18 protein-coding genes are annotated in these 13,829 nt (G+C 66.8%); 12 read left to right on the plus strand and 6 right to left on the minus strand.

The window, feature by feature from the left end; genetic code table 11:
- The first annotated feature begins 129 nt into the window (after positions 1-129).
- The 6 genes from DFR40_RS00365 (at position 130) to DFR40_RS00390 (ending at position 4,231) form a co-directional block, all read left to right on the plus strand.
- A complete protein-coding gene (locus DFR40_RS00365; RefSeq protein WP_121456508.1) occupies positions 130-690 on the plus strand; it encodes a YqgE/AlgH family protein in 561 nt (186 codons plus the stop codon).
- Between the two features lies 1 nt (position 691).
- Positions 692-1,117 (plus strand): Holliday junction resolvase RuvX, encoded by a 426-nt coding sequence (ruvX, locus tag DFR40_RS00370; RefSeq protein WP_121456509.1) that lies wholly within the window; start codon positions 692-694, stop codon positions 1,115-1,117.
- Positions 1,104-1,610: a bifunctional pyr operon transcriptional regulator/uracil phosphoribosyltransferase PyrR gene (gene pyrR / locus DFR40_RS00375; protein ID WP_121456510.1), complete on the plus strand. Its 507-nt coding sequence runs from the start codon at positions 1,104-1,106 to the stop codon at positions 1,608-1,610. Before ruvX ends, pyrR begins: the two co-directional genes overlap by 14 nt.
- A complete protein-coding gene (locus DFR40_RS00380) occupies positions 1,603-2,562 on the plus strand; it encodes an aspartate carbamoyltransferase catalytic subunit (RefSeq protein WP_121456511.1) in 960 nt (319 codons plus the stop codon). Before pyrR ends, DFR40_RS00380 begins: the two co-directional genes overlap by 8 nt.
- 4 nt (positions 2,563-2,566) lie before the next feature.
- Complete coding sequence (locus tag DFR40_RS00385) at positions 2,567-3,811, plus strand: dihydroorotase (protein ID WP_121456512.1); 1,245 nt, start codon at positions 2,567-2,569, stop codon at positions 3,809-3,811.
- Between the two features lie 144 nt (positions 3,812-3,955).
- Positions 3,956-4,231 carry a ComEA family DNA-binding protein gene (locus tag DFR40_RS00390; RefSeq protein ID WP_121456513.1) on the plus strand — a complete coding sequence of 92 codons (276 nt, stop codon included), beginning with the start codon at positions 3,956-3,958 and terminating at the stop codon, positions 4,229-4,231.
- Between the two features lie 47 nt (positions 4,232-4,278).
- Here the strand turns inward: DFR40_RS00390 and DFR40_RS00395 are convergent, their stop codons facing one another.
- Genes DFR40_RS00395 through DFR40_RS00410 form a run of 4 tightly spaced genes read right to left on the minus strand, consistent with a single transcriptional unit; the run spans position 4,279 to position 6,611 of the window.
- Entirely contained in the window at positions 4,279-4,569 is a 291-nt protein-coding gene (locus DFR40_RS00395) for a DUF167 domain-containing protein (RefSeq protein WP_121456514.1), read from the minus strand.
- A gap of 7 nt (positions 4,570-4,576) precedes the next feature.
- Positions 4,577-5,110 (minus strand): YggT family protein, encoded by a 534-nt coding sequence (locus tag DFR40_RS00400; RefSeq protein ID WP_121456515.1) that lies wholly within the window; start codon positions 5,108-5,110, stop codon positions 4,577-4,579.
- A complete protein-coding gene (gene proC / locus DFR40_RS00405) occupies positions 5,110-5,922 on the minus strand; it encodes a pyrroline-5-carboxylate reductase (protein WP_121456516.1) in 813 nt (270 codons plus the stop codon). Before proC ends, DFR40_RS00400 begins: the two co-directional genes overlap by 1 nt.
- Complete coding sequence (locus DFR40_RS00410; protein WP_121456517.1) at positions 5,919-6,611, minus strand: YggS family pyridoxal phosphate-dependent enzyme; 693 nt, start codon at positions 6,609-6,611, stop codon at positions 5,919-5,921. Before DFR40_RS00410 ends, proC begins: the two co-directional genes overlap by 4 nt.
- 56 nt (positions 6,612-6,667) lie before the next feature.
- Between DFR40_RS00410 and DFR40_RS00415 the strand changes: the two genes are divergently transcribed.
- From DFR40_RS00415 to DFR40_RS00435, 5 genes are all read left to right on the plus strand, one after another.
- Positions 6,668-7,711: a type IV pilus twitching motility protein PilT gene (locus DFR40_RS00415; RefSeq protein WP_121456518.1), complete on the plus strand. Its 1,044-nt coding sequence runs from the start codon at positions 6,668-6,670 to the stop codon at positions 7,709-7,711.
- 28 nt (positions 7,712-7,739) lie between these two features.
- Positions 7,740-8,876, plus strand: a complete 1,137-nt coding sequence (locus tag DFR40_RS00420) for a PilT/PilU family type 4a pilus ATPase (RefSeq protein WP_121456519.1) — start codon at positions 7,740-7,742, stop codon at positions 8,874-8,876.
- Positions 8,877-8,892: 16 nt separating this feature from the next.
- Positions 8,893-9,591, plus strand: coding sequence for a DUF4197 domain-containing protein (locus tag DFR40_RS00425; protein WP_121456520.1), 699 nt, complete (start codon positions 8,893-8,895; stop codon positions 9,589-9,591).
- A gap of 61 nt (positions 9,592-9,652) precedes the next feature.
- Complete coding sequence (locus DFR40_RS00430; protein WP_121456521.1) at positions 9,653-9,970, plus strand: hypothetical protein; 318 nt, start codon at positions 9,653-9,655, stop codon at positions 9,968-9,970.
- An 88-nt stretch (positions 9,971-10,058) separates the two neighbouring features.
- A complete protein-coding gene (locus DFR40_RS00435) occupies positions 10,059-12,044 on the plus strand; it encodes a UvrD-helicase domain-containing protein (protein WP_121456522.1) in 1,986 nt (661 codons plus the stop codon).
- Positions 12,045-12,142: 98 nt separating this feature from the next.
- Here the strand turns inward: DFR40_RS00435 and DFR40_RS00440 are convergent, their stop codons facing one another.
- A complete protein-coding gene (locus DFR40_RS00440; RefSeq protein ID WP_121456523.1) occupies positions 12,143-12,586 on the minus strand; it encodes a c-type cytochrome in 444 nt (147 codons plus the stop codon).
- 232 nt (positions 12,587-12,818) lie between these two features.
- On the opposite strand from DFR40_RS00440, the gene DFR40_RS00445 reads away from it, so the two are divergent.
- Entirely contained in the window at positions 12,819-13,331 is a 513-nt protein-coding gene (locus DFR40_RS00445) for a CinA family protein (RefSeq protein ID WP_121456524.1), read from the plus strand.
- A gap of 1 nt (position 13,332) precedes the next feature.
- On the opposite strand, the gene DFR40_RS00450 is transcribed toward DFR40_RS00445, so the two are convergent.
- Positions 13,333-13,773, minus strand: a complete 441-nt coding sequence (locus tag DFR40_RS00450; protein WP_121456525.1) for a DUF302 domain-containing protein — start codon at positions 13,771-13,773, stop codon at positions 13,333-13,335.
- Positions 13,774-13,829: the final 56 nt, after the last annotated feature.

Consider the following 13,829-nt stretch of genomic DNA (forward strand, 5'->3'; position numbering starts at 1 on the left):
GGCGTGGGGCGGGGTTGGCGTCAAGCGCCGCAGATTAATGCCGATGCGTTACCGTTCTGTGACGGCGGCCGCCAACCGGGGATGTCGACGGTCGCCGGGGGCGCCGGGTTTTCCTTTAAAATCCCGGCCATGGACAACGTCAACCTGACCGACAACTTCCTGATCGCCATGCCGGCGCTGGAAGACCCCTATTTCGCCAATGCCCTCGTGTACATCTGCGAGCACAACGAGAACGGCGCGCTCGGGATCATCGTCAACCGGCCGATCGACATGGATCTCGCCGGCCTCTTCGAGAAGATCGAGATCAAGCTCGAGCAGCCCGGGCTGGCCCGTCTGCCGGTCTATTTCGGCGGTCCGGTGCAACTCGACCGGGGCTTCGTGCTGCATCGCCCGATCGGTCACTGGCAGTCGACGCTGGCGGTCAACGCCGAGGTCGGCCTGACCAGTTCGCGCGACGTGCTGGCGGCGGTCGCCAAGGAAGGCTCGCCGTCCGAGATCATCGTCTCGCTCGGCTATTCCGGCTGGGATGCCGGCCAGCTCGAGGACGAGCTGGCGCAGAACTCCTGGCTGACGGTGCCGGCCAAGCCGGCGATCCTCTTCGACCTGCCGCCGGAGGAGCGTCTGCCGGCGGCGATGCAGAAATTGGGCATCAGTTTCTCGCAGCTCTCCGACGTCGCCGGGCACGCCTGACGTGGGCACCGTGCTCGCCTTCGATTTCGGCGAAAAGCGGATCGGCGTCGCCACCGGCGAGACGCTGCTCGGCTCGGCGCATCCCTTGACGGTGATCCGCGCCGAATCGAACGACGAGCGCTTTGCCGCGATCGGCAAGCTGATCGCCGAGTGGCGCCCGGAGCAACTGGTGGTCGGGCTGCCGACGCATGTCGACGGGACACCGCATGAAATGACCCGTCTGGCGACGAAATTCGCCGAACGTCTGAAAAAAAGGTTCGATCTTCCGGTTTTCATGGCCGATGAGCGGCTCAGCTCGCTCGATGCCGAGGCGCGCCTGCGCGAGACCGGACGCAACGCCAAGTCGGCCAAGCCGCTGCTCGATGCGGTCGCCGCCCAACTCATTCTTCAAACCTGGTTCGAAAGTGCACCGCATGCATCCCAATGACCGCCTGCCCGATGCCGAAGCCCAGTGCCGGCAACTGGCCGACCTGATCCGTCCGTTGCTGCCGAAGAATCCCGTGCTGGTCGGGATCTACAGCGGCGGCGCCTGGGTCGCCGAGCGCCTGCGCGAGCTGCTCGGCCTGGCCGACGAGATCGGCCTGATCGACGTCTCCTTCTATCGCGACGACTTTGCCGAGAAGGGCCTGCACCCGCAGGTCAAGCCGACGACCATTCCCTTCGACGTCGAAGGCCGCCACATCATCCTGGTCGACGACGTGCTGTACACCGGCCGGACGACGCGGGCGGCGATCAACGAGCTGTTCGACTACGGCCGGCCGGCGGCGGTCGACCTGGCCGTGCTCGCCGACCGCGGCGGCCGCGAACTGCCGGTGGCGGCGACCTGGAAGGTCTGGGACGTCGCCCTCGAAACGAAGCAGAGCCTGGTGCTGGAAAAGCAGGATGACGGTCAACTCGCCTGGAGACTGGAAAATGCATAACCCGCAGTTGAACGACAACGGAGAGCTGACCCATCTGTTGTCAACGGAGGGGCTGCCGCGCGCAATCCTGACGCAGATCCTCGACACCGCCGAGTCGTTCATGGAAGTCTCGGCGCGCGAGGTGAAGAAGGTGCCGCTGCTGCGCGGCAAGAGCGTCTTCAACCTCTTTTTCGAGAACTCGACGCGCACCCGCACGACTTTCGAGATCGCCGCCAAGCGCTTGTCGGCCGACGTCATCAACCTCGACATCGGGCGTTCATCAACGGCCAAGGGCGAGACCCTGCTCGACACCATCGACAACCTCTGCGCGATGCACGCCAACCTGTTCGTCGTCCGCCACGCCTCCTCCGGCGCGCCCTACCTGATTGCCGAGCACCTCCGCCGCATCGGTCGCGACGACATCCACGTCGTCAATGCCGGCGACGGTCGCCACGCGCACCCGACGCAGGGCCTGCTCGACATGTACACCATCCGCCACTACAAGCAGGATTTCTCCAACCTGCGCGTGGCCATCGTCGGCGACATCCTGCACTCGCGCGTCGCCCGTTCCGACATCCACGCGCTGACCACGCTGGGCGTCCCGGAAGTCCGCGCCATCGGCCCGGAAACGCTGCTGCCCAAGCACCTCGACAAGCTCGGCGTGCATGTCTTCCACGACATGGAAGCGGGCCTGAAGGATTGCGACGTGGTGATCATGCTGCGCCTGCAGAACGAACGCATGACCGGCGCGCTGCTGCCGTCGGCCGGCGAGTACTTCCGCCACTACGGCCTGACCCCGCAGAAGCTGGCGCTGGCCAAGCCGGACGCCATCGTCATGCATCCGGGGCCGATGAACCGCGGCGTCGAGATCCATTCGGCGGTGGCCGACGGCGCGCAGGCGGTGATCCTGCCCCAGGTCACCTTCGGCATCGCCGTGCGCATGGCGGTGATGAGCATCGTTGCGGGGAACTGAAGCCATGAACATCGAAATCAAGAACGGCCGCGTCATCGATCCGAAGTTTGCGGTCGACCGCGAAAATACCTCGCTTTTCATCGTCGACCGTCAGATTGCCGCGCTCGGCACGGCGCCGGCCGGCTTCGTCGCCGAGCAGACGATCGACGCCGCCGGCTGCATCGTCTGTCCCGGCCTGATCGATCTCGGCGCCCGCCTCAACTCGATCGAGGCCGAACTGGCAGCGGCGGTGGCCGGCGGCGTGACCAGCGTCGTCGTCCCGCCGGATGCCGATCCGCCGCTCGACGAGCCGGAACTCGCCGACCGCCTGGTGCATCGCGGCGAGGAAATCGGCAAGGCGCGCGTGCTGCCGCTCGGCGCGCTGACCCTCGGCCTCAAGGGCGAACGCCTGTCCGAACTGGCCGGGCTGAAGAAAGCCGGTTGCGTCGCCTTCTCTCAGGCCAAGGCGCCGGTGGTCGACACCGAGGCCCTGCTGCGTGCGCTCGAATACGCCGCCAGCTTCGACTTCCCGGTCTTCCTGCACCCGCAGGACCACTGGCTGTCGCGCAACGGTATCGCCCACGACGGCGAAGTTTCGGCCCGTCTCGGCCTGGCCGGTATCCCGGTTGCTGCCGAGACCATCGCCATCGCCACCATCGTCCAGCTGGTGCGCGACACCGGCTGCCGGGTGCACCTGACCCGGCTGTCGTCGGCGGCCGGCGTCGCGCTGGCCAAGGCGGCGATCGGCGAAGGCCTGCCGCTCAGCTTCGACGTCGGCGTCCATCATCTGCTGCTGACCGAGAACGACATCGGTTTCTTCAACACCCATGCCCGCTTCGCGCCGCCGCTGCGTACCCACGACGACCGTGCCGCGCTGTCGGCAGCGGCGGCTGCCGGCGATGCGGCGATCTGCTCCGACCACACGCCGGTCGGCGCCGACGACAAGCTGGTGCCGTTCGCCGAGGCCAAGCCCGGCGCCACCGGCCTCGAGGTGCTGCTGCCGCTGACCCTGAAGTGGGCCGAGCAGGCCGGTGTCGGGCTGGCCGACGCGCTGGCCCGCATCACCTGCGCCCCGGCCGCGATCCTCGGCCTCGAGGCCGGCACGCTGGCGGTCGGTGCCGCGGCCGATGTCTGCATCTTCGACCCGGCGGCGAACTGGACGCTGACGCCCGACGCGCTCAGGAGCCGCGGCAAGAACTCGCCCTGGCTCGGCTACCCGATGACTGGCCAGGTGTGGCGGACGCTGGTGGACGGCCGCGTCGTCTACTGACGCTGGCCACCGGGATGCGGCCCTTGCGGCCGCATCTTTTTGTCGACGACGCCATTGTCATATTCCAATAGAATATTCCGGCGCACCGGAATGGGCCGGTGCGGCTGTCCCGAAAACGCAGCAATGTTCTGGAGGAATCCGCAGATGAAACGTCTCGCCACCTTTCTCGTCGGCATGCTTGCCGGCATCGGTGCGGCGCTCGCCGCCGTCAATCTCAACAGCGCCACCGTCGCCGAACTCGATGCGGTCAAGGGGATCGGCCCGGGCAAGGCCAAGGCGATCGTCGAGTATCGCGACAAGAACGGTCCGTTCAAGTCGGTCGACGAACTGGCCAACGTCAAGGGTTTCGGTGCCAAGAGCATCGACAAGCTGCGCGCCGAGTTGAGTGTCGGCAACCCGGCGCCGGCGGCGAAAAAATAGGTTTTTGCCGGGTCGACCGTCAGCGGCGGGAAATTCCCGCCGTTTTTTTATGGGGCGAAAGCCGCGATCTGCGCCGGCGTCGCGCCGCGCACCTCGACCACCTTGTGTCGCGAGGTCTGGCCGCTCTTCAGCGTGACCGCCGAGCGTGGCAGGTCGAGGCGGTCGGCGACGAAGCGCAGCAGCGCCTCGTTCGCCTTGCCATCGACCGGCGGCGCCGCCAGCCGGATTTTCAGCGCCTCGCCGTGCAGGCCGGCGCATTCGGTCTTCTTGGCGCCGGGCTGGACGTGCACCGTCAGCGTGGCGCCGCCGTCGGCGGCGATCCGGTACCAGTCGGCCAAGCCGGCCTCAGACGAACATCAGCACGACCTGCAGCAGCAGGATCGCCACCAGCGGCGACAGGTCGATGCCGGAAATGGTCGGGATGAAGCGGCGCAGCGGGTCGAGAATCGGCCGTACCAGCTGGTTGACCGTCGGCGCCACCGGTGAGTAGGGATTGACCCAGGACAGCACCGCCTGCAGGATCAGCGCACCGATCAGGATATAGACGGCGAGGCGGATCAGGCCGCGCACCGCCAGCATCAGGATCATCAGCAGGGTGCCGACGCTGTCGGCGGCGAGCTCGACGCTCGACAGCGAGAGGAGCAGGCCGGCCATCATCAGCTGCAGCCACAGCGCGGCGATCAGGCTGGCCCAATCGACGCCGGCGACGCCGGGAACGATCCGGCGCAGCGGCTTGACTGCCCAGTTGGTGGTCTTGACGACGAAATCGCCGATCTGGCCGGCGAAGGAAACGCGCGCCAGCTGCATCATGAAGCGCAGCAGGAAGAGCGTGCAGAAGAAGCTGACGACGGCGTTGAGCAGGAAGAAGACGGCTTGCATCACTGGCCTCCGAGCAGTTGACCGAGTTCGCGGCCGCGCGCCGCGGCGGCGTGGCAACCGGCGACGATGCCGTCCTTGACGCCGCGGGCGGCCATCGTCTCGAGCGCGGCGGCGGTGGTGCCGCCCTTGGAGGTGACGCGCTCGCGCAGGACCGCGGCCGGCTCGCTGGAGGCCGCGGCCAGGGCGGCGGCTCCGCTGACCGTCTCGATCGCCAGCTGGCGGCCCTGCTCGGGCGTGAAGCCGAGTTCGGCGGCGGCCTGCTGCAGCGCCTCGATGAACAGGAAGACGTAGGCCGGACCGCTGCCGGAAATCGCCGTGACGCCGTCCATCTGCGCCTCGTCGGCGATCCACACGGTGCTGCCGACGGCGCGCAGGACGCGCTCGGCCAGCGCCCGCCCGGCGGCATCGACGGCGGCGGCCGCGCACAGACCGGTGATGCCGGCACCGACCAGGGCCGGCGTGTTCGGCATGCAGCGGACCAGGCGCGGGTGGCCGCCGAGCCAGCGGCCGAGGGCAGCCATGTCGAGGCCGGCAGCGATGCTGATGACCAGCGCGTCGCCGAGCCGGCCGACTAGCGGCGCGACGGCTTCGCGCATCTGCTGCGGCTTGACCGCGAGGATCAGCACGTCGGGCGCGTCGGGCGCGGTTTTTGCGTCGGCGTGGCAGTTGACCGCGTAACTGGCGGCCAGTCGCTCGCGCGCCTCGCTGCCGGGATCGACGACGTGGATGTCGGCGGCCGCGAAACCCTGGCGGAGCATGCCGCCGATCAGTGCGTTGGCCATGTTGCCGCCGCCGAGGAAAAGAATCTTCATGGGGTGTTTCTTTCGCCAAAAATGGCCGTGCCGATGCGCACCAGCGTGGCACCCTCGGCGATTGCGGCCTCGAGATCGTGGGACATGCCCATGGACAGCGTGTCGAGGGCCAGCCCTTCGGCACGCAACTGGTCGAAGAGTTCGCGCAGTTGCCGGAACGGCCGGCGTTGCGCGGCGGCGTCGGCGGCCGGCTCGGGGATCGCCATCAGGCCGCGCAGGCAGAGCCCGGGCAGGCCGGCGACGGCGCGGCAGAGGGCTGCCGCTTCGGCCGGCGCGCAACCGCTCTTGCTGGCTTCGCCGGAGACATTGACCTGGACGCAGACGTCGAGCGGCGCCCGGGTCACCGGCCGCTGCGCCGACAGGCGCTCGGCAATCTTCAGGCGGTCGATCGAGTGCACCCAGTCGAAATGCTCGGCGACCAGGCGGCTCTTGTTGCTCTGCAGCGGGCCGATGAAATGCCAGATGATTTCACGGTCGACCGTCGTCGACAGCACTTTTTCGACGCCTTCCTGGACGTAGTTCTCGCCGAAGGCAAACTGGCCGGCGGCCCGTGCGGCAAGGATGTCGGCCAGCGGCTTGGTCTTGCTCACGGCGAGCAGCCCGACGCTGCCCGGGGCTCGTCCGGCGGCCCGTTCGGCAGCGCTGATGCGGCTCCGGACAGCTTGCAGGTTGTCGGCGATTACGCTCATAATCCATTGGGAATTTTTTCTCGCCGAAGTATACACGGGCTCCAAGGACCAATCGCATGGACATCACCGAACTGCTGGCCTTCAGCGTCAAGAACAAGGCTTCCGACCTGCACCTGTCGTCCGGCCTGCCGCCGATGATTCGCGTCCATGGCGACGTGCGCCGCATCAACCTGCCGCCGATGGAGCACAAGGACGTGCACGGGATGGTGTACGACATCATGAACGACGGCCAGCGCAAGGTCTTCGAGGAAACGCTGGAGTGCGACTTCTCGTTCGAGATTCCCAACCTGGCGCGTTTCCGGGTCAACGCCTTCAACCAGCAGCGCGGTGCTGCCGCCGTCTTCCGCACCATTCCGACCAAGGTGCTGACGCTCGAGGAGCTGAACTGCCCGAAGATCTTCAAGGACATCGCCGAATATCCGCGCGGCATCGTGCTGGTCACCGGGCCGACCGGCTCCGGCAAATCGACGACGCTGGCGGCGATGGTCAACCACGTCAATGAAAACGACTACGCGCACATCCTGACGATCGAGGACCCGATCGAATTCGTCCATGAATCGAAGAAGTGCCTGATCAACCAGCGCGAAGTCGGTCCGCAGACGCTGTCCTTCTCGAACGCGCTGCGTTCGGCGCTGCGCGAGGATCCGGACGTGATCCTGGTCGGCGAACTGCGCGACCTGGAAACCATCCGCCTGGCGCTGACCGCGGCCGAGACCGGCCACCTGGTCTTCGGCACGCTGCATACCTCGTCGGCAGCCAAGACCATCGACCGTGTCGTCGACGTCTTCCCGGCCGAGGAAAAGGAAATGGTCCGCTCGATGCTCTCCGAATCGCTGCGCGCGGTGATCTCGCAGACGCTGCTCAAGACCAAGGACGGCCAGGGCCGCGTCGCCGCGCACGAGATCATGATCGGCACGCCGGCGATCCGCAACCTGATCCGCGAGAACAAGGTCGCCCAGATGTACTCGGCGATCCAGACCGGCCAGTCGGCGGGCATGCAGACGCTCGACCAGTGCCTGCTCGATCTCGTCCGCCGCAACATCGTATCGAGCAACGAGGCGCGCCTGCGCGCCGCCAACAAGGACGCCTTCCCGGCCTGAGGCCCGGGGAGCGACGTCGGGGGAATCCATGGAACGCGATCAGGCAATGAAATTCATGCACGATCTTCTGCGCCTGATGGCGCAGAAGCGTGGCTCGGACTTGTTCATCACCTCCGGCTTCCCGCCGGCGATCAAGATCGACGGCAAGATCACGCCGGTCTCCAACCAGGTGCTGACCTCGCAGCACACCGCCGAGCTCGCGCGGGCGATCATGAACGATCGCCAGGCGGCCGAGTTCGAGTCGACGCGCGAGTGCAACTTCGCCATCTCGCCGACCGGCATCGGCCGTTTCCGGGTCAATGCGCTGGTCCAGCAGGGGCGCGTCGCGGTGGTCTGCCGGACCATCAACATGAGCATCCCGAGCCTCGACGATCTCGGCCTGCCGCCGGTGGTCAAGGACCTGGCGATGACCAAGCGCGGCCTGATCATCTTCGTCGGCGGCACCGGTACCGGCAAGACCACCTCGCTGGCGGCGCTGGTCGATTACCGCAACGAGAACAGCTACGGCCACATCATCACGATCGAGGATCCGATCGAATACGTGCATGAGCACAAGAACTGCATCGTCACCCAGCGCGAGGTCGGCGTCGACACCGACGACTGGGGGCCGGCGCTGAAGAACACGCTGCGCCAGGCGCCGGACGTCATCCTGATGGGCGAAATCCGCGACCGCGAAACCATGGATTACGCCATCGCCTTCGCCGAGACCGGCCACCTGGCGCTGGCGACGCTGCACGCCAACAGCACCAACCAGGCGATCGACCGGATCATCAACTTCTTCCCCGAGGAGCGCCGCCAGCAACTGCTGATGGACCTGTCGCTGAACGTCCGGGCGATGGTTTCGCAGCGCCTGCTGCCGAAGAAGGACGGCAAGGGCCGGGTCGCCGCGGTCGAGGTGATGCTCAACTCGCCGCTGATTTCCGACCTGATCTTCCGCGGCGAGGTCCAGGAGATCAAGGAAATCATGAAGAAGTCGCGCGAGCTCGGCATGCAGACCTTCGACCAGGCGCTGTTCGATCTCTACGACGCCGGCAAGATCAGCTACGAGGACGCCCTGCGCAACGCCGATTCGCTCAACGACCTGCGCCTGCAGATCAAGCTCAACGGCAAGGAAGCCCGCGACCGGGACCTGACTTCGGGTATCGGTCATCTCGACATCGTCTGACGCCACGGAGAATCCCATGTCCGCCCTGTTTTCACGTTGCCTGCCGGCGATTTTTGCCCTGTTTTGCCTGTTGACCGTAAACGGCGTCCGCGCCGCCGGCCTCGATGCCGTCTCCAATGCCGATGCCGGTACCGGCGTGCGCGAGGCGCTGGCCAAGGGCGCCGAGTTCGCGGTCGGCTCGCTTGGCCAGAAGAACGGCTTCCTCGGCAACGAGAAGGTCCGCATCCCGCTGCCCGGCGGCCTCGAGAAGGCCGAGTCGGCGCTGCGCATGCTCGGCCTCGGCAAGCAGGCCGAGGAACTGCGCGAGACGATGAACCATGCGGCCGAGAATGCCGTTGCCGAGGCCTTGCCGATCCTCAAGGATGCGGTGCGCAAGATGACGCTGCAGGACGCCAAGGCCATCCTCACCGGCGGCGACGACAGCGTCACCCAGTACTTCCGGCGCAGCTCGAGCGAGGCGCTGACGGCCAGGTTCCTGCCCATCGTCAGGAAGGCGACCGCCCGCCTGCAGCTGGCCGAGCAGTACAACAAGTTTGCCGGCAAGGCCGCCAGCCTCAGCCTGATCGACAAGAAGGACGCCGACATCGACAACTACGTCACCAACAAGGCGATGGACGGGCTCTTCCTGATGATCGCCGAGGAAGAGCGCAAGCTGCGCGAGAATCCGCTCGGTGCCGGCAGCGCGATCCTGAAGAAGGTCTTCGGGGCGCTCTAAGCGCCTGTCGCGATTAAAGTTTTCCGGCGGGGCTGCCGTAGATCGGGTCAGGAGCCCGATCATGAAAACGTCCCGCCTGATTTCGACCACGCAGCAGCACTCGCCGGAAGCGACGGCGCGGGCGATGCTGGCCCGGGCGCAGGCGGTGCGCCGGGTCGAGCCGATGGAGGCCGCCAGCAACGATCGCGAACGCTCGCTGCAACAGGATCTCAACGAGGTTGATCCGCGCTCGGTCGGACCCTATCAGGGCAACGAACGCCGCCAGGACGACGCCCGTCAGCTGGCGGCGCAACTCGCTGGTCTCGGGCCGCTCGGCTTGCTGCTGCTGAACATGAACACGCGCAGCCGGCGGCCGGGAAAAATCGACGAGCTGGCCTGAAGCCGGTCGACGGCTACGGTAAAATGCGCGGCCGTGTCGCGGCCGTTGCCCGACCTCCCGCAGCCACCGATCGGAAACCCCTGCCGCCATGTCCGGCCTCAATCCCCAGCAACGCGAAGCGATCCACTATCTCGACGGTCCCCTGCTCGTCCTGGCCGGCGCCGGCTCGGGCAAGACGCGCGTGATCACGCAGAAAATCGCCTACCTGGTCGAGGATTGCGGTTTCCAGCCGCGCAACATCGCCGCCATCACCTTCACCAACAAGGCCGCCAAGGAAATGCAGGAGCGCGTCGGCAAGCTGCTCTCGCCGGCGCAGGCCAACCAGCTGCAGATCTCGACCTTCCACTCGCTCGGCGTGCGCATCCTGCGCGAGGAAGCCAAGGCCCTCGGCTACAAGCCGCGCTTCTCGATCTTCGATGCCGCCGACTGCGCCGGCATCCTCGCCGATCTGGCGAAGACCGTGGACAAGGCGACGCTGTACCGGCTGCAGGCGGTCATCTCCAACTGGAAGAACGCGCTGGTCAGCCCGGAAGCCGCGCGGCGCCTGGCCGACAACGAGCACGAAGTCCTCGCCGCCGGCGTCTACCTGTCCTACGAGGCGACGCTCAAGGCCTACCAGGCGGTCGATTTCGACGACCTGATCGGGCTGCCGCTGAAGCTGTTCACCGAGCATCCGGCGATCGCCGAGAAATGGCAGAACCGGCTGCGTTACCTGCTGGTCGATGAATACCAGGACACCAATGCCTGCCAGTACCAGCTGCTCAAGCAACTGACCGGCTTGCGCGCCCAGTTCACCGCCGTTGGCGACGACGACCAGGCGATCTACGGCTGGCGCGGCGCCGACATCGACAACCTGAAGAAGCTGCCGGCCGAGTTCCCCAAGTTGAAGGTGATCAAACTCGAGCAGAACTACCGGTCGACCGTCAGGATCCTGAAAGCGGCGAACAACGTCATCGCCCACAACGAGAAGCTGTTCGACAAGAAGCTGTGGTCCGAGCTCGGGCACGGCGAGCCGATCCATGTCGCCCGCTACCGCGACAACGAGGACGAGGCCCGCGCCGTGGTCATGAAACTGCAGGCGCACCGCTTCGAGAACCGCGGCAAGTTTCGCGATTACGCCATCCTCTACCGCTCCAACCACCTCGCCCGGCTGTTCGAGACGCTGTTGCGCGACGACCGCATTCCCTACCTGCTCTCGGGCGGCCAGTCATTCTTCGACAAGGCCGAGATCAAGGACATCACCAGCTACCTGCGCCTGCTCGCCAACGAGGACGACGATCCGGCCTTCATCCGCGCCGCGACCACGCCCAAGCGCGGTATCGGTGCGGCGACGCTGCAGGCGCTCGGCACCTATGCCGGCGAGCGGCATGTCTCGCTCTACGCGGCCGCCTTCGAGGAAGGTTTCGCCCAGCGCATCCAGGCCCGCCAGCTCGAGCCGCTGCTCGAATTCTGCCGCTTCATCGAGCGCATGCAGCAGCGTGCGGCATCCGAACCGGCGCAGCAGACCTTGCCCGACCTGCTGGCGGCGATCGACTACGAAACCTGGCTCTACGATGCCGAAGAGGAGCGCACCGCGCGCACCCGCTGGGGCAATGTCTGCGAGTTTGCCGACTGGATCCGGCGCAAGGGCGAGGCCGACGGCAAGACGCTGATCGACCTGGTCCAGAGCATCGCCCTGATCAACATGCTCGACAAGCAGAAGGACGAGGAATACGACGCCGTCCAGCTGTCGACGCTGCACGCCTCGAAGGGGCTGGAGTACCACCATGTCTTCCTGGTCGGCGTCGAGGAGGGCATCCTGCCCCATCGCGAATCGCTCGACGCCGCCAAGCTGCAGGAGGAGCGGCGGCTGATGTATGTCGGCATCACCCGGGCGCAGTACTCGCTGCACATCAGCTACTGCCAGAAGCGCAAGCAGGGGCGCGACCTGATCGACTGCGAGCCGTCGCGCTTCATCGACGAGATGGGGCGCGACGACCTGCGTTTCTCCGGCGATCGCGACACCGTGCCGGACAAGGCCACCGGCAGCGCCCGGCTCGACGCAATGAAGGCGATGCTCGCCGGCAAGCGCTGATTTTCGGTCGGTTTTCACGGTCGACCGCAAGATTCGGCAGAAAACCAGGCAACAAAAAAGGGAGGCCTCGGCCTCCCCTTTTTTTCGCTGTCGGTCGCTTACTTGACCTTGCTCAGGATGTAATCGACGGCGCCCTTGATCTCGTCGTCGGACAGCGCGGCAGCGCCACCCTTCGGCGGCATCGCGCCCTTGCCGTTGAGTGCCGAGGTGTACAGTGCGGCGGCACCGGTGGCGACGCGCGGCGCCCAGGCGCCCTTGTCATCAAGCTTCGGTGCGCCGGCCGCGCCGGAGTTGTGGCAGGCGCCGCAGACGCTGTTGTACACCGTCGGGCCGTCCTTCGGCGCGCCGGCTTCGGCCGGGGCGGCCTTGGCCAGTTCGAAACGGGCGACCGGCTGGATGCGCAGTTCGGCCTCGTCGGCGCCGGTGGTGCTGCCGGCCGACTGGAAGGACTTGTTGGTCAGCGGAAAGATGATTGCGATCAGGACAGCGGCGACGATGATCGTCACCCACATGATGCTCTTGGAAGAGTGTTGCTCGGCCATGCTGAAGACCCCGTTTGCGAAATGGACAAAGTCGCCAATTATAGCGTTCGGCTTATAATTGCGCGCAAAAAAAACCCCGCCGGGGGGCGGGGTGGGAAATTCTCGAATGGGGGGTATTCGAGAGGAGGGGTTCAATGCCCTTGCAGTTTAGGTCTGCGGGCGCCAGGGGTCTGTCGGACTTTCGTGCCCGTTCTGTAACCGAATGTAGTCAGCATGGATCAGGATGTTGCCCATGGACGATCGCACCCGTTCTCTCGAACCCCTGGCCGCCCGGCTCGGGGCCTTGCTGCTCGACGGCGGCGCCTGGCTGGCGACGGCCGAATCGTGCACCGGCGGCTGGGTCGCCGAGACGGTGACCGCGATTGCCGGCAGCTCGGCCTGGTTCGACCGCGGTTTCGTGACCTATTCGAATGCCGCCAAGACCGAGATGCTGGGGGTGCCGGAAACGACCCTGGCCCGCCATGGCGCGGTTTCAGAAGCGACGGCGCGAGCGATGGCCCAGGGCGCGCTGGCGCACAGCCGCGCCGACTGGGCGCTGGCGATCACCGGCATCGCCGGTCCGGGCGGCGGCTCGCCGGAAAAACCGGTGGGCACCGTCTGCTTCGCCTGGGCCGGGCGCGAACGCGGCTGTTGCGCGCAAACCCTGCGGCTGGCCGGCGACCGGGCGGCGGTGCGGGCGCAGGCGGTGGCGCACGCGCTGCGCGTGCAGATCGACCTGCTCGCCGGGGCGCCGCTGAGCGCCTGAGTCAGCGCGCCGCTTCGTCGACGATGTCGCGGAGCAGCTTTTCCAGTGCGTCGGCGCTCTTGCCACCCGGCTTGCGATAGGCGATCCAGGTACCGCCGGGCGCTTCGGCCAGCGTATAGACGGCGATCGTGAACGGGCAGTTGACGATGTCCTGCGGGTCGGCCTCGACCATCTGCCGCGACAGGCTGGCCGAGCAGAACTCGACGACCTCGGCGTGGCGGTAGACGCGGCGGGTGGCGCCGAGGTCGCCGGCGGTGCGCTCGAGCATCTCGCCGATGCGGCCGGTGTAGTTGATCACCAGGCCGCGGTTTTCGATCGCGGTGACGACCGCGTCGCGGGCGTCGGCGAAATTGTCGGCGGTCGGGCGGGCACTGCGCCAGTCGGCGGCCTGCAGCGGCAGGGAACAGGCGATCAGCAGGGCGGTCAGGAAAGGCAGGCGCATGGGTTTTTCCGGTAGGGAGGACGGCGCATTGTACGGTCTGACGGTCGACGGCCGGA

The organism is Azonexus fungiphilus, assembly GCF_003634965.1.
GTDB classification, from domain to species: Bacteria; Pseudomonadota; Gammaproteobacteria; order Burkholderiales; family Rhodocyclaceae; genus Azonexus; species Azonexus fungiphilus.